General features: G+C 32.7%; 21 protein-coding genes. 12 read left to right on the top strand and 9 right to left on the bottom strand.

The features are described 5' to 3' along the window. Nucleotides 1–130: 130 nt before the first annotated feature. From AC3VI6_RS06860 to AC3VI6_RS06845, 4 genes are all read right to left on the bottom strand, one after another. Nucleotides 131–1456, bottom strand: a complete 1326-nt coding sequence (locus AC3VI6_RS06860) for a hypothetical protein (protein ID WP_497705637.1) — start codon at nucleotides 1454–1456, stop codon at nucleotides 131–133. 5 nt (nucleotides 1457–1461) lie between these two features. Further along, nucleotides 1462–3240 carry a hypothetical protein gene (locus tag AC3VI6_RS06855; protein WP_497705636.1) on the bottom strand — a complete coding sequence of 593 codons (1779 nt, stop codon included), beginning with the start codon at nucleotides 3238–3240 and terminating at the stop codon, nucleotides 1462–1464. A gap of 108 nt (nucleotides 3241–3348) precedes the next feature. Continuing rightward, on the bottom strand, nucleotides 3349–4020 hold the full coding sequence (locus AC3VI6_RS06850) for a hypothetical protein (RefSeq protein WP_497705635.1): 672 nt from the start codon (nucleotides 4018–4020) through the stop codon (nucleotides 3349–3351). A 35-nt stretch (nucleotides 4021–4055) separates the two neighbouring features. Further along, the gene (locus AC3VI6_RS06845; protein ID WP_497705634.1) at nucleotides 4056–4772 is read right to left on the bottom strand and encodes an NRDE family protein; all 717 of its coding nucleotides are present in this window, start codon (nucleotides 4770–4772) and stop codon (nucleotides 4056–4058) included. 140 nt (nucleotides 4773–4912) lie between these two features. Between AC3VI6_RS06845 and pruA the strand changes: the two genes are divergently transcribed. From pruA to AC3VI6_RS06830, 3 genes are all read left to right on the top strand, one after another. Continuing rightward, on the top strand, nucleotides 4913–6538 hold the full coding sequence (pruA, locus tag AC3VI6_RS06840) for an L-glutamate gamma-semialdehyde dehydrogenase (protein WP_274635295.1): 1626 nt from the start codon (nucleotides 4913–4915) through the stop codon (nucleotides 6536–6538). Between the two features lie 143 nt (nucleotides 6539–6681). After that, nucleotides 6682–7593 (top strand): glutaminase, encoded by a 912-nt coding sequence (locus AC3VI6_RS06835; RefSeq protein WP_497705633.1) that lies wholly within the window; start codon nucleotides 6682–6684, stop codon nucleotides 7591–7593. Between the two features lie 106 nt (nucleotides 7594–7699). Next, nucleotides 7700–8698 (top strand): hypothetical protein, encoded by a 999-nt coding sequence (locus tag AC3VI6_RS06830; RefSeq protein WP_497705632.1) that lies wholly within the window; start codon nucleotides 7700–7702, stop codon nucleotides 8696–8698. Between the two features lie 87 nt (nucleotides 8699–8785). Here the strand turns inward: AC3VI6_RS06830 and AC3VI6_RS06825 are convergent, their stop codons facing one another. Next, on the bottom strand, nucleotides 8786–9421 hold the full coding sequence (locus AC3VI6_RS06825) for a YceI family protein (protein ID WP_497705631.1): 636 nt from the start codon (nucleotides 9419–9421) through the stop codon (nucleotides 8786–8788). A gap of 181 nt (nucleotides 9422–9602) precedes the next feature. On the opposite strand from AC3VI6_RS06825, the gene AC3VI6_RS06820 reads away from it, so the two are divergent. From AC3VI6_RS06820 to AC3VI6_RS06805, 4 genes are all read left to right on the top strand, one after another. Then, nucleotides 9603–10835 (top strand): DEAD/DEAH box helicase, encoded by a 1233-nt coding sequence (locus AC3VI6_RS06820; protein ID WP_497705630.1) that lies wholly within the window; start codon nucleotides 9603–9605, stop codon nucleotides 10833–10835. Nucleotides 10836–10913: 78 nt separating this feature from the next. Continuing rightward, the gene (locus AC3VI6_RS06815; protein ID WP_274634479.1) at nucleotides 10914–11243 is read left to right on the top strand and encodes an ArsR/SmtB family transcription factor; all 330 of its coding nucleotides are present in this window, start codon (nucleotides 10914–10916) and stop codon (nucleotides 11241–11243) included. 49 nt (nucleotides 11244–11292) lie between these two features. Beyond that, nucleotides 11293–11760: a DUF6428 family protein gene (locus tag AC3VI6_RS06810; protein WP_497705629.1), complete on the top strand. Its 468-nt coding sequence runs from the start codon at nucleotides 11293–11295 to the stop codon at nucleotides 11758–11760. A gap of 1 nt (nucleotide 11761) precedes the next feature. Further along, nucleotides 11762–12394 (top strand): low molecular weight phosphatase family protein, encoded by a 633-nt coding sequence (locus AC3VI6_RS06805; protein ID WP_497705628.1) that lies wholly within the window; start codon nucleotides 11762–11764, stop codon nucleotides 12392–12394. On the opposite strand, the gene rsmG is transcribed toward AC3VI6_RS06805, so the two are convergent. Then, nucleotides 12384–13013 (bottom strand): 16S rRNA (guanine(527)-N(7))-methyltransferase RsmG, encoded by a 630-nt coding sequence (gene rsmG / locus AC3VI6_RS06800; protein WP_497705627.1) that lies wholly within the window; start codon nucleotides 13011–13013, stop codon nucleotides 12384–12386. The two genes, AC3VI6_RS06805 and rsmG, sit on opposite strands and share 11 nt — an antisense overlap. 145 nt (nucleotides 13014–13158) lie before the next feature. Between rsmG and AC3VI6_RS06795 the strand changes: the two genes are divergently transcribed. Beyond that, nucleotides 13159–14250 (top strand): fatty acid desaturase family protein, encoded by a 1092-nt coding sequence (locus AC3VI6_RS06795; RefSeq protein WP_497705626.1) that lies wholly within the window; start codon nucleotides 13159–13161, stop codon nucleotides 14248–14250. A gap of 23 nt (nucleotides 14251–14273) precedes the next feature. Then, nucleotides 14274–15461: a pyridoxal phosphate-dependent aminotransferase gene (locus tag AC3VI6_RS06790; protein WP_497705625.1), complete on the top strand. Its 1188-nt coding sequence runs from the start codon at nucleotides 14274–14276 to the stop codon at nucleotides 15459–15461. Nucleotides 15462–15521: 60 nt separating this feature from the next. On the opposite strand, the gene AC3VI6_RS06785 is transcribed toward AC3VI6_RS06790, so the two are convergent. Then, the gene (locus AC3VI6_RS06785) at nucleotides 15522–16001 is read right to left on the bottom strand and encodes a retropepsin-like aspartic protease (protein ID WP_497705624.1); all 480 of its coding nucleotides are present in this window, start codon (nucleotides 15999–16001) and stop codon (nucleotides 15522–15524) included. Between the two features lie 82 nt (nucleotides 16002–16083). Between AC3VI6_RS06785 and AC3VI6_RS06780 the strand changes: the two genes are divergently transcribed. Both AC3VI6_RS06780 and AC3VI6_RS06775 read left to right on the top strand, forming a co-directional pair. Beyond that, on the top strand, nucleotides 16084–16848 hold the full coding sequence (locus AC3VI6_RS06780; protein WP_497705623.1) for a TatD family hydrolase: 765 nt from the start codon (nucleotides 16084–16086) through the stop codon (nucleotides 16846–16848). Beyond that, nucleotides 16841–17335: a methylated-DNA--[protein]-cysteine S-methyltransferase gene (locus AC3VI6_RS06775; protein ID WP_497705622.1), complete on the top strand. Its 495-nt coding sequence runs from the start codon at nucleotides 16841–16843 to the stop codon at nucleotides 17333–17335. Before AC3VI6_RS06780 ends, AC3VI6_RS06775 begins: the two co-directional genes overlap by 8 nt. 69 nt (nucleotides 17336–17404) lie before the next feature. On the opposite strand, the gene AC3VI6_RS06770 is transcribed toward AC3VI6_RS06775, so the two are convergent. Then, nucleotides 17405–17851 (bottom strand): nucleoside deaminase, encoded by a 447-nt coding sequence (locus AC3VI6_RS06770; RefSeq protein ID WP_497705621.1) that lies wholly within the window; start codon nucleotides 17849–17851, stop codon nucleotides 17405–17407. A gap of 94 nt (nucleotides 17852–17945) precedes the next feature. Here AC3VI6_RS06770 and AC3VI6_RS06765 point away from each other — a divergent pair, with 94 nt between their 5' ends. Beyond that, nucleotides 17946–18713: a UDP-2,3-diacylglucosamine diphosphatase gene (locus AC3VI6_RS06765; protein WP_497705620.1), complete on the top strand. Its 768-nt coding sequence runs from the start codon at nucleotides 17946–17948 to the stop codon at nucleotides 18711–18713. A gap of 46 nt (nucleotides 18714–18759) precedes the next feature. Here AC3VI6_RS06765 and AC3VI6_RS06760 read toward each other — a convergent pair whose 3' ends face one another. Continuing rightward, nucleotides 18760–21369 carry a TonB-dependent receptor gene (locus AC3VI6_RS06760; protein WP_497705619.1) on the bottom strand — a complete coding sequence of 870 codons (2610 nt, stop codon included), beginning with the start codon at nucleotides 21367–21369 and terminating at the stop codon, nucleotides 18760–18762. Nucleotides 21370–21554: the final 185 nt, after the last annotated feature.

Below are 21554 nucleotides of genomic sequence, written 5' to 3'. Positions count from 1 at the left end.
GAAAAAATTTTACGGTCAATCGTTCTTTAAAACACTCATTAAATACTTTATCATAAACACCGTTTTTGTAACTCTGATGTTTTTTGGTATAGTAATCGTTTGGGCTATAACTTTTGCGCTGTATTAACTTTTAATTCAACAGTTGTAAAAAGAAGTTTTTTGAAGTGTTTTTAAGCTTTATCGTTGCTTTTAACTGATTATTATTAGCTACAGACAATTCCAATACCTGAACTTTATCTAGATAGTTGTTTTTAAAAGAATATATCCCTCTGTCTTTTGCTTGATATTGAGCTACATTGAATGAAAAATAAAACTTATCCTCTAGTTTTTTCATTTCATTTAAAACTGGCTGTTTATGTGAAGTAAATTGTAGCTTATCCTTATCACAAAAACTATAGGTAGTAAATAGAGGCATTAGGGTTAACACTTCATTATCTTCCACTTGTTTGATTACCTCTTTTTCATGCAAATACTCACACAATCCCTCTCCTTCCAGATTAAAAGTTACGTTGGGAGTTATTATATTTTGGATTTCTTTTTTCTCCACTTTGTTAAAGTCATCATCGTACTCATAAGTTACAATAGTATCTGATTTCTCAACAAAGGAAGAAAAATTAAAATTCATCGCTCCATTCCATTTAGCAGCAATGGAATCTAATGATAATGTGGTTAGTTTTCTAAAATTTTCTGAAGTATTTTCAGGTAAAATTTTAGCTAGCTTTTTGGTGTTTAATTTCCCTGAAACAGTAGCAATAGCATCAGCTTCAAAACTAGCATTAAAAGGTAAGAAAATATCGTTGTTTTCATTTAATTTCCCTTCAATACTTAACTGACCTTCATCAACCAAAACTTTGAAAAAACCTCCTTTATTCGTACTAAATGCTATCGGGCTTTTATGCTTTTTAATATTCGAGAAAATTTCAGCATCATCTAAAAAGTAATCCTGCTTATGAAGAACCTTTATTAACTCTTTAGAAACGCTAGCACTTTTATCAACCTTAAATAGTACTTGAACTTTGTTATTGTTAACTACACAAGTAATTTGTTGTTTCCTGTAAATGGTAGTTTTACCTATCTTTTCTTCTTTAAATCCTGTTTCTTTTAAAACCTCAACAAAATCGTTTTTAATCGAAACTTTATCACTGATTAAAAACCCTTTAAATTCTTGTTGATTCGTATACAAAAACACACTACTAGGAACTTCAATTTGATCTAACAACGAGCGTTGTTTTTCTTTTACTGTAGATAATTTTTTAAAATCTACTTGAGAAAGTGGATGCTCTAAAAAACTAGTAAGTATGTTGTATTCTATTTCTCGAAGATTAATATGGACAACCGTCTCTGCAGAAACAGGAACCTTTCCTGTATAAATTACGGTTGGATTGTATCTAAAAAACCCAACCGTAACTATAATACAGCATACTATTAAAAAGGTATATGCTATTTTTTTTATCATTCAGTTTATTTAGCTACCGAGTTGATAAATTTTAATAATAATTTTAAGGTGTTTTCTTCTGTACCTTGAGTTGATAGTTTTAACTCAGAAGAAATGGTGTTTCCTTTCATTCTAGAAACTCTAAACACAGCATCATTCATGTTTTCAGTAGAAAAATGTAAGGCTTCTTTTTCTGACTTACTCATCCACTCGTTTGGTACTTTGTTTAAAATTGCATTTGCATCAACATACAATACTGTTGAGTTGTTTCTAACTAACTTATCGTGTTTTTTAGTATTGAAATTTGTAGTACCGTTAGCAATATTTAATGCCCCAATTTTAGAAGTCGTTAAATACAACACATCGTTTTTAACCACTGAGTATAACCCAAATGGTAAATCTGCTTTTTTAGTTACAAACTCAACCACATTATCCTGAATTTTTACTGCATTGTGCTTTGCCCCTATCTGGTAAAACTTATTTAATAACTCTTCTTTTTCAGAACCAATCATTAACATAAAATCTGGCACAAAATCTTCTTTTGTTTTTGTTACCTCTTTACGATTGTAATCTTTATCATACTCATAAGTAGTGTACTCAACTTCTTTTTTAGCAAAATCATTCAACACTAACAATGCATCACCTGTAATTAATTCGCCAATAGCTTTTTCATCTATTACTAAAGAAAATAAATCTCCTACAATTTCAATTTCTTCTTGAAACTTAGGTAAAATACCTCCGTACATTTTATTGATTAATTCTGGATACTGCTTTAATGTTTCTTCAGTGTTTAAAGAAATACTCCAGAAAGCTAAAGCCTTATCATGATCGAAACTGTTAACCAAGTTACGGTTCATTCTCTTATTATAAATCTTTTTAAAAGACTTACTCATATCAGAACTAACCGCCATATCTAACAAAATTCTTGCATCATCTTTTTCAAAAAACAAGTTTGCAGTTACTTCTTCAACTCCATAAACATTTTGATTTCCTTCAGCATACAAAGGATAAAAGCTGTTTCCAAAAGATTTAAAAATATCTGTCATTAACTCACCATAATTACGCACCCATAATGTTGCTGATGAATTCTTCTTTTTGCTTTTTTGAAATTTTCTGTTTGAAGCAATTGATTTAGAATAGTTTTTATCAAAAACATTTAATCCATATTCTTTCGACCATTCTCTAGCTAATCTTCTTTTAAAGTTATAATTGTATTCTCCTTCTTCCTTTAATTGCTCTAAACGCTCTTTGTTATCAGAGAAAAATGATGAAGACATACTTCCGTTTATAAGTAATAACGTGTGGTCATTCCAAATTTTAAAAGAAGAACGTCCTGCGATATAACTATAATTTCCTTCCGTTTTAAGCTTCTTCTTTTCGCGTTCATACAACAAAGATTCAAACGTTTTTCTATCGTTTAACTCAACATAAAAGTTATGATACGAAATGCTATCCGTCTTTGTTAAGAAATAATATGCGTTTGCATTAATATTCACACCTGCCTTAGCTACAGAAGAAACTTTATGCTTAATTACTTCATTATCTTTACTTCTTTCTTGATTTTCATCAACAACTACTGATTGAGACTTAACCTCGTAATTCCTATAATCTCTATTTAAATCTTTTAAAATCTCTCTTCCAATAGCATTATCATCAATATCCGACACATTGATTAACTTAAATAAGTTTTCTGCATTTGCAGAGATTAATACATCAACATTCTCAGGTATTTTAGTCTCTAATCTTTGAGCTTGTATAACTGTAATTGTGTTTAAAAGCAGTAGTGTAGCAATAATTTTTTTCATCTGTTTGTTTTTACTTTTTAAAATCATAAGTAACCTTTGATGTTTAAACTAATCTTTTACCCTTTCTATTTAAAAGATTCTTTTAACCATGTGGGTTTCATCCTGATTTTAATTTTCTAATTGAATTTTATTTTTGATTGTTTGTGTGTTCGATATAATATCTTGTGCTTGTAAATGCAGCATAATTGCTTTTTTACTTTTTGATATTCTTGCTTGGTTATTCTCGGTTGATTTTATAGGTTCTTCAAATCGATAAACGCTCGTATACGTAGCCGTTTCAAATACTTTACGATCTTGATTTTTTGTTTTTTGAAACTCTTTTCCTAAATCGAAATGATGACTACGAGTAAACGTTTTCTTTTCTTTATTATAGGTAAAGTGCTGATTCTTCCTAATCGCTTCTATATGCTTTTTTGAACTGAAGTTAGAAATCACTTCGTTCAAAGCTTCAACATTATCAAAATCACACGAAACAGTTACGATAAATTCGTTAAAATCTAGCGTGTTTTTTACATTGTGAACCCCTTTGGTCTGCTTTATTTTGTAAACTATTTCGTTTACTTTGTTTCTAATAGTAGTTTTAGATGGTACTTTATAACCATTAATACTATCAAGCAACATTATTGAAGCTAATTTTGTTTTACTTTTACTTAAATTGATAGTTAACACAGCACTACCTGAACCATCTTTATTAAAGCTAACTTCTTCTACAAACTCAAAGCAACTTGTAAACAAAAAAGTAGAAATAAGTGAGAATAGCAATAGTAATCTTTTGTTCATATTAAATTTTTGGCAAAGATACCAATTAGGTTTAATTACGAACGAATGATTTCTTCTTGTATTGTGTTAATATTTGAATGTAAATCGTAGTAAGTCATGGTAAGTTCATTGTCTTTTTTTACCACAGAAGTAATACTTACTGTTTCAACATAACTACGTTTCATTTTTAATGAAATTTCTGGAGTTCCTCTGGTTTCATCTTGATGAAAGTTAACGATATTTAACTTATTAATCTCTTGAGTAGTATTCAACCATTCTGAAAACCATTCTCTTCTTAATTGTTTCATTTCTTCTCCATATAAAGTTGAAGATGACCATATTTTAGGTTCACTACCTAACTCTTGAAAATATTTTTCAACTCCATCCCAAACCAACTCGTATGCTTTTAGTTCGTTTACCCAATCTACCAATACAATTGTAAATGGCTCTATTCCTTCAAAATTAAAATTCTCAATCATTTCAACAGGATTATCAACCTTTAGTAATTGCTTTACAATAACTCCCCTACTCATGCGGTACGACTCAGCTCTTTTGTGTTTGGTAAAACCTCCGTTCAATAAACAAATCAACCGGTGTTTTTCACTAAAACCAATCCATGTGCCACCAGCTAGCTCATCTTTCGGATAGGTTAACTTCACTCCTTCTTCACAGTAAGTTTTTGGCGCAATTGTTTTACGCTTCGGATCTTCATCTCTATTAGAAGTTAAAATAAAATTATTATCCTTTAAAGGTAAATAAGTTACCGTACACATGTTGTTCTCCTTTTATTAAATTCAAGCCTTTTGTCTACCTAAATATTCCTAAAATAACCTTAACTTTGTCTTTTTAAGAAAGTTTTCAAGACTTTTCAATAACAAAGAAAGAAATTTAATTCAACAAACAACATACAAAAATGGGAAAAGGATTTTTTCACGTACCGACTGCCATTAATGAAACTGTAAAAGGATACGCTCCTGGATCTCCAGAGCGCGAAGCAGTTTCTAAACAATACAAAGAATATTTTAACGGATCTATGGATGTACCAATGTATATCGGTAGTGAAGAAGTTAGAACAGGAAAGACTGAAAACATGACTCCTCCTCACGATCATCAACATGTAGTAGGACAATATCATGTTGGAGACAAATCGCACGCTGAAAAAGCTATCGCTGTTGCTTTAGAAGCTCGTAAAGAATGGGCACAAATGCCTTGGGAGCAAAGAGCTGCTATCTTTTTACGTGCTGCTGAATTAATCGCAGGTCCTTACCGTGCAAAGATTAATGCTGCAACAATGATTGCACAGTCTAAAACAGTTCATCAAGCAGAAATTGATTCAGCTTGTGAGTTAATCGACTTCTTACGTTTTAACGTAGAGTATATGACTGATATTTACAGTGAGCAACCTAATTCTGATGACGGAATTTGGAATCGCGTTGAATACAGACCATTAGAAGGATTTGTGTACGCTGTAACTCCGTTTAACTTTACTGCTATTGCTGGAAACTTACCTGCATCTGCAGCAATGATGGGGAATGTTGTAGTTTGGAAACCTTCTAGTAGCCAAGTTTTTTCTGCAAACGTAATTATGCAAATATTTAAAGAAGCTGGTTTACCTGATGGTGTTATCAATTTAGTATTAGGAAATCCTGCTGATATTACTGAAGTTGTATTAGCTTCTCCTGATTTTGCTGGAATCCACTTTACTGGTTCTACAAACGTATTCCAAGATATTTGGAAGAAGATTGGAGAAAACATCCACATCTATAAAACATATCCAAAAATTGTTGGTGAAACAGGAGGTAAAGATTTTATCATCGCTCACCCATCAGCAAACGCTAAGCAAGTAGCTACTGGTATTTCTCGTGGTGCTTTCGAATTCCAAGGGCAAAAATGTTCTGCGGCTTCAAGAGTATACTTACCAAAATCATTAGCTGAAGAAACTTTAAATTATGTAAAAGAAGATATCGCTTCTTTCAAAATGGGTTCTCCAGAAGATATGAGCAACTTTATCACAGCTGTAATCCACGAAGGATCTTTTGATAAATTAGCTAGCTATATCGATCAAGCTAAAGCTGATGCTGATGCTGAAGTTATTGCAGGTGGTAACTACGATAAATCTAAAGGATACTTTATCGAGCCAACAGTTATCTTAACTACTAATCCTAAATACACGACTATGGAAACTGAATTATTCGGTCCTGTAGTTACTATTTATGTATACGAAGATGCTGATTGGGCTGAAACATTACAATTAGTTGACGGAACTTCTGAATACGCTTTAACAGGTGCTGTATTCTCTACAGATCGTTATGCAATTGCTGAAGCTACTAAAGCATTAGAAAACTGTGCTGGTAACTTCTACGTAAACGATAAGCCAACAGGTGCTGTAGTAGGACAACAACCATTTGGTGGAGCAAGAGCTTCAGGAACAAACGATAAAGCAGGATCTGCTCAAAACTTATTACGTTGGGTATCTCCTCGTTTAATCAAAGAAACATTTGTTTCTCCAACTGATTACCGTTACCCTTTCTTAGGATAAGATATTCCGATTACGGAACTCTATATAACTAAAAGCAACCTCACTTCGGCTACGCTCAGTAACCAAGTAGGTTGCTTTTTTATTTGTTTTCAAACAGAATTCAACTAATTTCGTTTAGCAACTGTTCACGACGTTTAAAAACAATGAATTATAAAGAAATACTTAAAAATGTATACGAGAAAATAACTCCTATTGAAAACATAGGTGAGTTAGCTACCTACATTCCTGAATTGGCCACCATTGATTCAGAAAAATTTGGTGTGCATATATCAACCATTTCCCATGCCAATTTTGGTTTAGGAAACTTTCAAGAAAAATTCTCTATACAAAGTATTTCAAAAGTATTATCACTTTGTTTGGCGTATAAGCATCTTGGGGAATCTATTTGGAATAGATTAGGCGTAGAACCTTCTGGTAATAGTTTTAACTCATTAGTACAACTGGAAACGGACAATGGTATTCCTAGAAACCCGTTTATTAACGCGGGTGCTATTGTTATTGCTGATATTTTAATTAGCAGTTTGGTAAATCCTAAAGAAGATTTATTGAGTTTCATTAAAAGTCTTTCCAAAAATAAAGACATTGACTACTCTGCAAAAATTGCAGCTTCTGAAAAATCGGTAGGATACAGAAATGTTGCCTTGTGTAATTTTATCAAGTCTTACGGAAACATCTACAACGACCCTGAAGTGGTGCTCGATTTCTATTTCGATTTATGTTCATTGGAACTGACGTGCGAACAACTTTCTGAATTATTTTTCTTCTTAGCCAATAACGGACAAACACGACAAGGAGAACAAATATTAACCAAAAGTCAATCGAAAAGAATCAATGCCTTGATGCAAACCTGTGGGTTTTACGACGAATCGGGTGAGTTTGCTTTTAAAGTTGGACTCGCTGGTAAAAGCGGTGTTGGTGGCGGTATTATTGCCATACATCCTAACCAGTATGCGATTGCAGTATGGAGTCCTAAATTGAACAAAAAAGGAAATTCCTACAGAGGTATGCGCTTTTTAGAGGAGTTTACCACCCTTTCTGAACAGTCTATTTTTTAGGTTGATTTTATTCTTATTTTAATTAACTTGGTTGACGTTGAATATAAATTATTAAAATAAGTTTATATTCTTAAAAAGTTATCTACAATTTGAAAAAATAATAGCCTTGAATAAAAAAAAGAATCAGAAAAAATCAATAATTGAAGAAAAAAGAAACAATCATCTTTATTGGATTGGAATACTTGCTTTTTTAGGTTCAATCGTTGGTTTTCTTTGGAATTACCAATCTAATAATAGAGATGAAAGACATGCAAAAGAACTGACTGAACTTAAAACTAAAATATCCTCAATAGAAAGAAATATTGGAGAAAACGATTATTTCGATGTAAAACAACTATTTATATCCGATTATAATAGAAATACACCATCTATAAAATCTGATTACATAACAAGCGGAAACTTCTACGCAGATACAACTAATATTAATTGGATATATAAACAAATTTCACCTGTGACGTTTATTAAAAATGGATTAGACATAAATCCTTTTGAATTTGCAATAGGTCGAAAAAGTAGTTTTACAATCGATAGTATTTTCAAAAATCCAGAATTTAAAAAATACAAAAAGAAATATAGATTTCATCAATTTAAATACAAAGACTCTCTTAAAATTGAAGTTGCGGGAAAAGAAGAAGTTTATAATTCTTCAATAAATGTTATTGTAATTAAGAAAGACGTTGCCAAAATAATTTTTGACATACTCAATGAAAATATAAACAAGGAAAAGCAACTATTGAAAAGTCTTGATATTGATAGTACAATGGTCAATCAAATAGTTAAAACAGCGGAAAAACAATTTAATCAAAATTCAAGTAGTCTTATTTTTAACTTAATTCTAAATGGAATGGTCTATAACTCATTATCGACCGGAAACACTTTGGAACTACAAAGTGTCCAAAAAAAATCAGAAGTTTTTTACACAAAATACACTCAAGAATATGATGTTGAACCCGTAACAATATTTGAGACTGGAGAAGTGTTTTTTGCCGACAAAGACAATCATATTTATATAGTTTTGATTAAAGTTATAGATAAACAACCTTTAATTAAAACGGAATTAGCAGCTGATATTAATGACTGGTTGTTTTCATTAAAGTTCCTTTAGAAAAAAACATATACAACAATCTGCATAAATACATTAGCGAAAAAAAACAAAATAGCATCTGTAATACTATTTTGTTTTTTTCCTTAATTAACTCAACTCAATTTTCATATTCAAGTACAACCATTTTGTAGGAACCTCTAACGATTGTCCATTTACTAACTTATCATAATCAATACCCCAGTCCAATAAATTCACTTGACCTTGTAATACCAATTCACTCGACATACTTTCGTATGCATTTCTAATTCCTGTTGCAAAAAACTTCACCTCTCTTTCCACTCCTTTAATAGACATCACTCCATTAATTTGATACCAATCAACTCCCATCACATACACATTGGTCGTTTTAAATCTTATTTTCTCGTTGTTATCACTAACAAACACTCCTTTCGTTTTAACTCTTTCGGTTAAATCAGCCACATCACCTCTGCATGCTTTAAATGAGTTCGGATCAACCTCAAACGAAATACGCATATTTTCTAACGGATTTCCAGCATCCATTCGCACAGGAATTTCCACTTTTAAATCGTCTACAATACCTCCAAACGGTGTGCTACAATGTCCGTGTGTTACAAACATATTAATCGTTTGATTTTTTTCTGTTTTTTCAACCTCTGTTTTCTCTTTTATAGTAGGTACTGAAGTTTTAGTAGCATAACCACTAATAAAAACTACTGTTAACAATAACACTCCTAACAGAAGGCCTTTTTTTATACTATTCATAATTTCAAATTTTAAAGTTTCCTCAAAATTATCAGAGCCTATCGTGAAAAGTGCAAATCAATTGTCAAAAAAGTGTAAAAAGTACCTTTAACAAGGCTTTTATACTTAGTTTGCCCTCTGAAATACTATAAAATAAATGTTTCATCATTCCTTTTAACCTACCTTTGCAAAAAATATTTTGATGCAGTTTTCAGACCTACAACTTAGCAAGTCTATCTTAAAAGCACTTAATGAAGAAAGACACCACAAACCAACTCCGGTACAAGAAGAAGTAATTCCGTTAGTACTCAATAAAAAAGATGTGATTGTAGCTGCTCAAACAGGTACAGGTAAAACTGCTGCTTTTGCGTTGCCTATTATTCAAGAGCTTTCTGAAGAAGCTGATGTTGAAAAAAGAGCCAAAAAGATAAAAGCGTTAGTGGTGAGCCCTACTCGTGAATTAGCGATTCAAATTCAAGAGAATTTTAAAGCCTACAGCAAATACACCAACTTACGAAGCACTGTTATTTTCGGTGGCGTTGCTACACAACCTCAAAAAGATGTTTTAGAAAAAGGAGTGGATATTTTAATCACTACCCCAGGTCGTTTTATCGATTTGCACCAACAAGGTAGTATTGATGTTCGCCAATTAAAAACATTGGTGCTAGATGAAGCCGATTTAATGCTAGACATGGGCTTTATTGAAGATGTGCAAAGAATTGAAGAGCTTTGTCCGCGTAAAAAACAGACCTTACTATTTTCTGCAACAATGCCTGATAAAGTAAGTGATTTGGCTAAATCGATGTTATACAAACCTGAAAAGGTAGATATTTCTCCTGCGGAAACGACGGCAACTAACATTGGACAATTATTGTATTACACACCTAAAAAAAACAAGGTAGATTTATGTTTACACTTGCTTCGTAATACTATACATGGACGTATTATTATCTTCCGTCGCACCAAATTTGGAGTTGATAAGTTAGAAAAAACACTTCAAAAAAATGGATATAAAGTAACTAGTGTACACGGTGATAAGTCGCAAAACTTACGAAACCAAGCTATCGAAGATTTCAAAAATAACAAAGCCAATATTTTAATTGCTACCGATCTTGCTGCTCGCGGAATAGACGTAAGCAAAGTAGATGCGGTTATTAATGTTGACTTACCTAACATTCCTGAAACCTACGTGCATAGAATTGGTAGAACAGGTAGAGCAGGTAAATCTGGAATTGCCTTTTCATTGTGTAGCGCCGATGAAACTTCTTACATCAAAGCTATTCAGGAATTTATGGACAGAACTATAAAAGTTGTAGAAGATCATCCATTTCCTTTAGCAAAGCCTAAGCCAAAAAAACAGCCAAACACTATTAGCAAACACAAAAAAGGAAGAAAATCAGAAGCTTCTAAAAAGAAGAAAAGACGCTGGTATTAAACTTTTTATAAAAAACAACACTAAAAATAGTTAGTATTTTATTTATTAATCGTAATATTGCAATATAATAATTAATCAATGGGATTAACCAAATCAGAAATATTTACTGAAGAACAAAATCAATTGGCTACCATCGCAAAAGTCTTGGGGCATCCTGCTCGTATTGCAATTTTACAACACTTATTCAAATTGAATTCTTGTGTTTGTGGTGATTTGGTAAATGAAATCGGTTTGGCGCAACCTACTATTTCGCAACATTTAAAAGAATTAAAAAAGATTGGTATCATTAAAGGAACTATTGAAGGAACTAGCGTTTGCTATTGCATCAATCCATCAACATGGAAAGAAATTAAAACCTTGCTTTCTTCTTTTTTAAACCTTGACATGAATAACCAGAGTTGTTGCTAAAAAAATTTGAAACCATTAATCGTAATATTACAATTAAAAAAACAAAACCATGAAACTATCAGAAATTAAACAGCATTTAAGCACGTTAAAAACTATCGCTTTTCAATTACCTAACGGAAGCTTAGTACCCAATCATTTTCACGTAACAGAAGTAGGAAAAATTACCAAAAACTTTATCGATTGTGGTGGAGTTGTTAGAAATGAAGAAGTGGTAAACTTTCAATTATGGAATGCGAATGATTATGATCACAGATTGCATCCAGAAAAACTAATCCACATTATTGAATTATCAGAAAAAGTATTAAATATTCCTGATTTAGAAATTGAAGTGGAATATCAAGGAAGTACGATTGGAAAGTATGGGTTGGATTTTGACGGAACTAACTTCTTATTAACTACAAAACAAACAGATTGTTTAGCGAAAGATAACTGCGGAATTCCACAAGAAAAACCAAAAGTGAAATTAGCTGATTTACAAAAGCAAACTACTTGTGCACCAAACTCAGGATGCTGTTAATATGAAAACACAAACCTCAACGCTATTTCCTGAATTACAGGAAACTATCTCGAGCTTACCAACCGTTTCAGAAGAACGAAAAGAAGTTTTACAACCGCTTGTAGAGTATATTCAGGGAAAACTGGATAACAAGGAAGCTATAAACTTGAATTTTATTTGCACACACAACTCCAGAAGAAGTCATTTGTCGCAAGTATGGGCGAAAACAATAGCTTTTTATCATCAAATACCAAATGTACTTTCTTATTCAGGAGGAACAGAAGCTACCGCTATGAATTCAACAGTTGTTACTACTTTAAAAGATAACGGATTTAAAATTCAACAATTATCTGATGGAACAAATCCTATTTACGCAGTAAAGTATGCTGATAACACACCATCTATTATAGGTTTTTCTAAAAAATATGACGATGACTTTAATCCAACCTCAGCTTTTGGAGCTATTATGACTTGTTCACAAGCAGATGAAGGATGTCCGTTTATCGCGGGTGCTGATAAAAGGATACCTGTTACTTATGAAGATCCAAAATTATATGATGGAACAACTTCTGAAAAAGAAAAATACTTAGAAAGAAGTTTACAAATTGCATCTGAAATGCAGTATGTATTTTCTTCAACAAAAACTAGCCTTTAAACTTTATTGGTAAGTGCACCACTTTTTTAGTTTCGAAGAAGTCTTCTTCAAAAAAATCTGGTAAATCATAAATGGTGGCTTTAGGGAAGTTCGCAAGTTCTTCTGTAAGGTCACCACCTTTTAAATATAGAATTCCGTTTTTTAACGTGTGGTTTTCTTTCTTTTTTACCTTATTTTTTACCCAACGATGAAAAGTTTCCATTTGCGCTACCGCTCTACTCACAATAAAATCATAAGTTTCATCTACCTCCTCTACGCGTCCGTGAGTCGTTTTTACATTTTCTAACCCTAATCCTTCTACTACTTCATTAACCACTTTAATCTTCTTCCCGATAGAATCTACCAAGTGAAATTGCGTTTCAGGAAATAAAATTGCCAACGGAACTCCAGGAAAACCACCTCCGGTACCTACATCCATCACATTTGCTCCTGGTTGAAACTCCATTACCTTCGCTATTCCTAATGAATGTAATACATGACGTAAATACAATTCATCAATATCTTTACGAGAAACAACGTTAATTTTCAAATTCCAATCTTGATACAATTCTTGCAACTTAGAAAATTGTTCTAATTGTGTTTCCGTTAAATTGCCAAAGTATTTTTTTATAAGTTCCATCTAGTGATTTTTTCCGCTGCAAAAATAAAAAACAATTTGGTATTGTTAATTTTTAAGTAAAAGATATTAATCTGGTTAAAAAGTTGGTGTATAGCAATAACCGTGAACCAAAAACGTTTATTTTTGCGAGACAAACAAACAACAAATGACGACAGTAAACTTCTCAAGAATAGACAAAACAAAGTTTTTTAGAACTTTAAACAAAAGAGTTAATACATACTTTAAAGAAAACGAAATTAAACGTACAGGAAACTGGAAATTATACACAAAGGCAATAATTATGTTAGCTATTTTTATTGTTCCTTTCATATTAATTTTAACTATTGATATGTCTCAATGGATAAAATTAGCCCTAACTGTATTAATGGGAGTTGGAATGGCAGGAGTTGGAATGAATGTAATGCACGATGCCAACCATGAATCTTTTTCGAGTAAAAAATGGGTAAATAAACTTTTTGGAAGTAGTATTTATATTTTAGCAGGTAATGTATACAACTGGAAAGTACAACACAATGTATTGCACCATACCTATACAAACATTCAAGATCATGATGAAGACATGGATGCTGGTAGAATCATCCGTTTTTCAAAGCATTCACAATGGTTGTGGATTCACAAATTCCAAAAATATTATTCAATCTTTTTATACGGATTGTTAACTATTAACTGGGCAATTACGACCGATTTTAAGCAAATGCACAGCTATTTAAAACGTAAATTATCGTACGGAGAATTTCCTAATCCAGCAAAAGAATGGACAAAATTAGTAGTTTCTAAAGTGATTTATTATGCTCTTTGGTTGGTATTACCAATCGTAGTTACGGATGTTGCTTGGTGGAAGGTATTAATCGGATTTTTTGTCATGCATTATACTGCAGGAATCATTTTAAGTGTAGTTTTCCAATTAGCACACATCGTTCCTAAAACAGAAACTCCTTTACCTGATGAAGACGGAAATATGAAAAACACCTGGGCTATTCATCAGTTATATACCACTGCAAATTTTGCCCCTAAAAACTGGTTTATCAATTTCTATACAGGTGGATTAAACCATCAAGTAGAACACCATATTTTTCCTCATATTTCTCATATTCATTATGATAAATTAGCTAAGATTGTAAAAGAAACTGCTAAGGAATTTAATCTTCCTTATAACGAATACAAAACAACTCGTAGAGCAGTTATTGAACACTTTAGACATTTAGCTGAGTTAGGAAGAAAACCTCAATTAGCATAATCAACACACAAGATAACAACACAATGTCAAACGCATTATCAAACAGAATTAACAGTTTACCTGTATCGCAAACTTTAGCTATGGCAGCTAAAGCAAGAGAATTAAAGGCTGAAGGTAGAGATATCATCAGTTTAAGTTTAGGAGAGCCTGATTTTAACACTCCTGATTTTATTAAAGATGCCGCTATTGAAGCCATCAATCAAAATTACAATTCATATACTCCTGTAGACGGATATGTAGAATTGAAAGAAGCTATTTGCGAAAAATTTAAGCGTGATAACGACTTAACATACACACCAAACCAAATTGTAGTTTCTACAGGAGCAAAACAATCTATTGCTAACGTAGCACAAGTATTGTTAAATCCTGGTGATGAAGTATTATTACCTGCACCATATTGGGTAAGTTATTCTGCTATTGCTACGTTATGCGAGGCTACCTACACAGAAATTCCTTCTTCTATTGATACTGATTTCAAAATCACTCCAGAGCAATTAGAAGCAGCAATTACACCAAAAACAAAGATGATTTTCTTCAACTCACCAACCAACCCAAGTGGTTCTATTTATAGTGAAGAAGAATACAGAGCTTTGGCTAAAGTGTTAGAGAAGTATCCAAACATCTACATCTTATCAGACGAGATTTACGAGCATATCAACTACGGAACAAAGCCATTTAGCTTTGCTGCTATTGAAAGCATGTACGACCGCACCATTACTGTTAACGGATTAGCAAAAGCATTTGCTATGACAGGATGGCGAATCGGTTATATTGGCGCTCCTGAATGGATTGCTAAAGCGTGTACAAAAATGCAAGGTCAAATTACTTCAGGAACCAATTGTATCGCTCAACGTGCTGCAATTACTGCTGTAAAAGCATCGCCAGAAAAGGTACAGTACATGGTAGATGAGTTTAAAAACCGTAGAGATTTAGTATTACAATTATTAGGTGAAATTGACGGTTTCAAATTAAACATACCTGAAGGTGCTTTTTATGTATTCCCAGATATTTCTGATTTCTTCGGAAAAACCATCCGTGGAAAAGAAATTAAAGATGCTAACGATTTTTCTATGTTGTTATTAGAAGAAGCTAATGTAGCTACAGTTACTGGTGAAGCTTTTGGTGCTCCAGACTGTATCCGTTTATCATATGCTGCTTCTGAATTACAATTACGTGAAGCTATTAAAAGAATTAAAGAAGTTTTAAGTTAATTAACTTAAACTGTCAAGCATAAAAAAATCCGTAAGAAATATCTTACGGATTTTTATTTTTTAGAAAGGTACTTTCAATTTTCTAACTTTTTTCTTTTTAAGCTTCTTTAAGTATAATGCTTTCTTGTTATAATCAATAAACGCTTTTCCAGCTTCTAAAATATCTGCACCAATAATCCCATCAACTTCTTGTGCATCATGTTGTTTTAAGGCAGTATTTACATGCGTTAAGTCAAACAATACTAAATCACAAGCTTCGGTTTTCCACTTTCCTATTTTAAGTGAATTATTTTCTGACTTTTGTGTTTCCATATCGGTTGCTCCAGCTCCTGCTGCTTTTACCTCACTCTCTTCAGAGACAAGTTTAAAACGCTCAATTAAATCCAATCCAACACACGAATTGGAAGCGCCTGTATCTAAAATAAACCTTCCTTTAACACCATTTATCTCCGCATCTAACTCTAAATGATTAGTCACCATTTTTTTGAGTTTTATTTTGATGTATTTCTTTTTTCGTAATACTTTTTTCAAACTTGCCATTTCTTGTACTTTTGTCCTCGCAAAGATACAATATAATACAATGTCCCCTTGAACACAGTCGAAAGGGATTTTTATTAAAATTATGATAACCGATACACATACACACCTATACTCAAGCCAGTTTGATGAAGACAGAAACGAAATGATACAACGTGCAAAAGATGCTGGGGTTTCTCGTTTCTTTATTCCTGCAATTGATAGTTCTTACACTGAACGTATGTTCGATTTAGAAAAAAACTACCCGAACGATGTGTTTTTAATGATGGGGTTACACCCAACTTCGGTAAAAGAAAACTACCAAGAAGAGTTAGCACATGTAAAAGAGTGGTTAGATAAACGTGATTTTTATGCAATTGGTGAAATTGGTATCGATTTGTATTGGGATAAATCATTTTTACCACAACAACAAGAAGCTTTTCGTACGCAAATTCAATGGGCTAAAGAAAAACAATTGCCGATTGTTATCCATTGTCGTGATGCTTTTGATGAAATTTTCGAAGTATTAGAAACTGAAAAAGGAAACAATTTATTTGGAATTTTTCACTGCTTTACAGGAACCTTAGAACAAGCTGAGAAAGCAATTTCTTATAACATGAAATTAGGAATTGGTGGTGTAGCGACTTTTAAAAATGGAAAGATTGACAAGTTCCTAAACCAAATAGACATTAAACACATTGTGTTAGAGACCGATTCTCCTTACCTAGCTCCTACTCCGTACCGAGGAAAACGTAATGAGAGTAGTTACATTACTAATGTTGTGGGTAAGTTAGTAGATATTTACGGATTAACTTTCGATGAAATTTCGGAAATTACAACACAGAACTCTAAAGACGTTTTTGGTGTCTAACCTACAAACTACATATTATAAAACCCCAATCGGAATTGCCAAAATTGATGGTGATAAAAACGGAATCCAATCGATTTCTGTATTGGATGAAGATACTTCAACTCCAATCAGTACTCAAAAAGATGTTCCTGCTTATTTACAAGAATGTGTTACACAATTGGACGAGTATTTTGCAGGAACAAGAACAGCGTTTGATTTACAATTGAATCCTCAAGGAACAACCTTTCAGCAATCGGTTTGGGAGGAATTACTAAACATCCCTTTCGGAAGTACTAGAACCTACTTAGAACAAACCAAACAATTAGGTGATGTAAAAGCAATTCGTGCGGTAGCTTCAGCGAATGGTAAAAATCCTATTTGGATAGTTATTCCGTGTCACAGAGTTGTAGGTTCTGATGGTTCGTTAACAGGATATGCAGGTGGTGTTTGGCGTAAAAAGTGGTTGTTAGAACACGAAAGTGGGGCAAAACAACAAACGTTATTTTAATTTTCGTCAAGCTGAACTCGTTTCAGCTTCGCATCCTAAAAAGATTCCTGCATACGCAGGGATGACAACTTAATTCAAATTGCGTTTTTCAATAAAAAATTTCTTCAATAAAAACCCGCATTCTTCTTCTAAAACCCCTGATATTACCTTTGTTTTTGGATGTAATTTTGTTTTTAATACACTAAAACCAAGCTTTGGTTCACTGGCTCCATACACTATCTTTCCTATTTGAGCCCAATAACTTGCTCCAGCACACATCTGACAAGGCTCTAAGGTAACATACAAAGTACAGTCCTTTAAATATTTTCCACCTAAAAAGTCTGCTGCTGCGGTAAAAGCTTGCATTTCGGCATGCGCCGTAACATCGTTTAACAACTCAGTTAAATTATGCGCTCTAGCAATAATCTGGTTGTTAAAAACAATTACTGCACCTACTGGAACCTCTCCTTTATCAAAAGCAAGCTCAGCCTCTTGCAAGGCTTTTTTCATAAAGTAAGTATCATCAAACGGATTCATATACGTGGGTTCATGTAAGTTCTTAAACAAATGTAGCCAAAATTTGTTTGTGCTAACTCTGAGTAAAATACTTATTTTTACCAAAATTTACGATTTGATTTCAATCAACACTTCTGATAATAAAAAAGTTTATTTTGCTTCCGACCAACATTTGGGAGCTCCGACTTCTGAAGCTAGTTTTCCTCGTGAACAAAAGTTTGTTGCATGGTTAAACGAAGTTAAGAAAGATGCTGAGGCTATTTTTATTTTAGGTGATTTATTTGATTTTTGGTTCGAATACAAAACTGTAGTACCTAAAGGCTTTGTTCGCGTTTTAGGTAAGCTCGGAGAAATAAAAGACAGTGGTATTCCGATTTACTTTTTTGTTGGAAATCATGATTTATGGATGCGTGATTATTTTGAAAAGGAATTAAACATTCCTGTGTATCATTCTCCTCAAGAGTTTAAAATCAACAATCAATTGTTTTTAATTGGTCATGGTGATGGACTAGGACCAGGGGACAAAGGATATAAACGTATGAAAAAAGTATTTACGTTTCCTTTATTTCAATGGATGTTTCGTTGGTTACATCCAGATTTAGGTGTTCGATTAGGACAGTATATGTCAGTTAAAAACAAATTGATTTCTGGTGATGAAGATGCTAAATTTTTAGGCGAAGACAATGAATGGCTTGTACAATATTGTAAACGTAAATTAGAAACTAAACACTACGATTATTTTGTGTTTGGACACCGACATCTTCCTTTGGAAATTCAACTTAAAGAGGATAGTACTTATTTGAATACTGGTGACTGGATTCAGTATTACACCTATGCGGTTTTTGAAAATGATAAATTAGTTTTAAAAAAGTATAATTCATAAAAAAGCACCTCAAAAAAGGTGCTTTTTCGTTATCAAATAATTAAGCTTAAAATTTAAAGGTTAATCCTGCTTTAAAAGTCATCCCATTAAATCCAAATTGGTTTACTTCCCAAGGGTATTTAAAACGACCTCCTAAATCAGTTACAACATCTCCCTTTGTATCAATTTCGTCTGGGTACACATCAAATAAATTATTTACTTGTGCATTGAAAGAAATCATATCAGAAAACTCATACCCAAAAGAGATGTCTGTAATTATCTTTCCACTAAATGTTTGATCTTTTCCTGGATCTGTAGCATGCTGCCACATTACCTCTCCAAAGTATGTGTTATTTAAAAAGGCTGTAAACTTTTTATACTTATAATCAGCCCCAAATAAAAGTTTAGTATTAGGTCTTGCACTAATAATTCTTGATTGTTCTTTTCTATTAAAAATAGCATTCTTATAATTTGCTAACTTAGTTGGAGTTTTTACTTCTCCTTCTAATTTAGTTTTATTGATGTTTAATGCTAAGTTTAATCCTAATTTACCTGCTGCAAAGTCAATGTTTTTATAACGCATTGTATAATCAAAACCTTCTGTTTTAGTATCAGCAGCATTGATAAAAAACTTAATACTTGTTACTGAGTTATCATCTAAAATCTGTTGAACATCTGCATTTGGATTCCCGTCATCATCAGTACCTCCAATTTCTCCAGAAAACACTACTCTATCATCTACTTTAACATTGTAATAATCTAACGAAATTGTAAAGTCATTCGAAGCCTTTACCGTAATACCAGCCGAAACATTTTCAGAAGTTTCAGCAAATAGCGGATCAACTCCTAAATCTCTAATCACTGGACTTACATTATTGAATGTTCCTTGATTTGAAATAGTACCTCCTGAAACTAAAGTTTGTACATTACTCAAATATACCTGATGTAATGATGGCGCTCTAAATCCTGTACTATATGAAGCTCTTAACACTCCTGCTTCTCCTAACTTATATCTAGAATTTACTTTCCATGAAAAATTATCTCCAAAATCTGAATAATTCTCATAACGAACTGCCCCACCTATTAAAAAGTCTTCTGAAACATCCCAATCTAATGTACCATAACCACCTACGTTAGTTCTTGTTTCATTTAAAGCATTACCAGGTTGTAAACCAGGAAATGATTGTGCTCCACCATCAATATACGAAGCCTCCTCTCCAGCTGTTACTTCAAATCGTTCTTGTCTTGCTTCAACACCAAACCCTATACTTACATCTCCAAAAGAACGACTCATATCAAAGTTCCCTACAATATTACTGAAAGCATATGCTCCTGCATCAAAAGAAGTAGGACTGTTAGCTCCTAAGCTTACATTAATAGTATTACCTATTGTATAATCAACAGAGTTACGACCATAACTACCACTTAAATCTGCATTAAATCCTCCTAACTTAAACCTACTACCTGCTGTAAACAAAATATCTTGAATATCTGTTTCAAAGGTTGGTTGAAATCCATCATAAGTTTCTCCTGGAGGTGTTAACAATCCAAAATCATCTGTAATCCAATATGGAGGTCTATAAAGAGCAAAACTTTTACCTTGTCGCATATTAAATCCTCCAAAACCATATAGTGTAGTATTCTCGTTTAAAGGATATTCTGCATTCACAAACAAATCTCCTTTTTTCATTTCTGGCTGTCCAATAATCATTCCTAAATCTGGATTATCTCGTGTCCATTGATTATCTACACCAAACAAATCATCTTTTCCTGGTTCACCAGCCCTATCGGTTTTCTCTTGATAACTTAAACCAAGTGTAGCATTCACAAAACCTCCTTCACCAAAGGTAAATGTATGATTAACATCTCCATCAATATTAAATCCGTCTCCTTCTTTCGTTACTCCAGAGTTTACATTTACTTGAGTAAATTCAACACCTTTTTTTAAAATAATGTTTACAACCCCAGCTACAGCATCTGAACCATATTGAGCAGAAGCCCCATCACGTAAAATTTCTACTCTTTCAATAGCAGCTGTAGGAATACTTTTCATATCTACTCCTACTTCTCCTTTACCTGGTGTATCATTTACATATACTAAGGCACTTTGGTTCTTACGCTTTCCATTTACCAAAACTAAAGTTCTACTTGGCCCTAACCCACGCAAATCGGCAGGATCAAAATGCGCAGTTGCATCAGAAATTGTTTGGTTACTTGAATTGTAAGAAGGAACTGTGTACGTTAACATTTGGTCTATATTTGTTTGACCTGTAGCTTGCAACTCTCTCACACTTACATTATCAATAGGTACTGCAGAGTCTAAAATTGTTCTAGGCTTAGCACGGTTACCTGTTAACACAACCTCCTCCAAAACATTATCTTCTTTTAAAACTACAGTAATAAAAGAAACATTGTATAATGTTTTTTCTAACGTGGTAAAACCTACTGAAGAAAACACTAACGTAGCAGGCATCTGTTTAACATTGAGTACAAATTCACCCTGTTCGTCTGTACTCACTCCGTTAACGGTCTCCTTTTCTAGAACATTTACAAAAGCAAGAGGAACCCCATTTCCGTCTGTTACTTTACCTTTAATTGTTTGTCCAATCATTGATGTGAAAGACATCAATAAGATGAAAACAAATATTTTGCTTTTTTTATCCATAAGTACATTCATTAAGTTTTAGTTTATATATGATTGTTAATTTCTGTTAAATTTATATAAAAAAACTAAATATAGTGTTATAATAAATTAAAAACAAAATATTTAACACTGTTTAAATATCAATACAGCACCAAAACACACCCTTTCATCTTTAACCATACTTTAACAACTCTTATTTTCTTATTATTGTAGCTTTG

It is taken from the genome of Tenacibaculum sp. TB-56 (assembly GCF_059716275.2).
Note: the sequence above shows the minus strand (reverse complement) of the source record. Positions and strands in the feature narration are given on the sequence as shown.

What these genes read in the sequence shown, in the direction of transcription:
- AC3VI6_RS06770 (WP_497705621.1), bottom strand. Translation starts at nt 17,851, where the DNA reads ATGAATCCGTTTGATGATACTTACTTTATGAAAAAAGCCTTGCAAGAG.
- AC3VI6_RS06820 (WP_497705630.1), top strand. Translation starts at nt 9,603, where the DNA reads ATGCAGTTTTCAGACCTACAACTTAGCAAGTCTATCTTAAAAGCACTT.
- AC3VI6_RS06805 (WP_497705628.1), top strand. Translation starts at nt 11,762, where the DNA reads ATGAAAACACAAACCTCAACGCTATTTCCTGAATTACAGGAAACTATC.
- AC3VI6_RS06845 (WP_497705634.1), bottom strand. Translation starts at nt 4,772, where the DNA reads ATGTGTACGGTAACTTATTTACCTTTAAAGGATAATAATTTTATTTTA.
- AC3VI6_RS06810 (WP_497705629.1), top strand. Translation starts at nt 11,293, where the DNA reads ATGAAACTATCAGAAATTAAACAGCATTTAAGCACGTTAAAAACTATC.
- AC3VI6_RS06835 (WP_497705633.1), top strand. Translation starts at nt 6,682, where the DNA reads ATGAATTATAAAGAAATACTTAAAAATGTATACGAGAAAATAACTCCT.
- AC3VI6_RS06790 (WP_497705625.1), top strand. Translation starts at nt 14,274, where the DNA reads ATGTCAAACGCATTATCAAACAGAATTAACAGTTTACCTGTATCGCAA.
- rsmG (WP_497705627.1), bottom strand. Translation starts at nt 13,013, where the DNA reads ATGGAACTTATAAAAAAATACTTTGGCAATTTAACGGAAACACAATTA.
- AC3VI6_RS06850 (WP_497705635.1), bottom strand. Translation starts at nt 4,020, where the DNA reads ATGAACAAAAGATTACTATTGCTATTCTCACTTATTTCTACTTTTTTG.
- AC3VI6_RS06825 (WP_497705631.1), bottom strand. Translation starts at nt 9,421, where the DNA reads ATGAATAGTATAAAAAAAGGCCTTCTGTTAGGAGTGTTATTGTTAACA.
- AC3VI6_RS06785 (WP_497705624.1), bottom strand. Translation starts at nt 16,001, where the DNA reads ATGGCAAGTTTGAAAAAAGTATTACGAAAAAAGAAATACATCAAAATA.
- AC3VI6_RS06855 (WP_497705636.1), bottom strand. Translation starts at nt 3,240, where the DNA reads ATGAAAAAAATTATTGCTACACTACTGCTTTTAAACACAATTACAGTT.
- AC3VI6_RS06780 (WP_497705623.1), top strand. Translation starts at nt 16,084, where the DNA reads ATGATAACCGATACACATACACACCTATACTCAAGCCAGTTTGATGAA.
- AC3VI6_RS06860 (WP_497705637.1), bottom strand. Translation starts at nt 1,456, where the DNA reads ATGATAAAAAAAATAGCATATACCTTTTTAATAGTATGCTGTATTATA.
- AC3VI6_RS06815 (WP_274634479.1), top strand. Translation starts at nt 10,914, where the DNA reads ATGGGATTAACCAAATCAGAAATATTTACTGAAGAACAAAATCAATTG.
- AC3VI6_RS06795 (WP_497705626.1), top strand. Translation starts at nt 13,159, where the DNA reads ATGACGACAGTAAACTTCTCAAGAATAGACAAAACAAAGTTTTTTAGA.
- pruA (WP_274635295.1), top strand. Translation starts at nt 4,913, where the DNA reads ATGGGAAAAGGATTTTTTCACGTACCGACTGCCATTAATGAAACTGTA.
- AC3VI6_RS06760 (WP_497705619.1), bottom strand. Translation starts at nt 21,369, where the DNA reads ATGAATGTACTTATGGATAAAAAAAGCAAAATATTTGTTTTCATCTTA.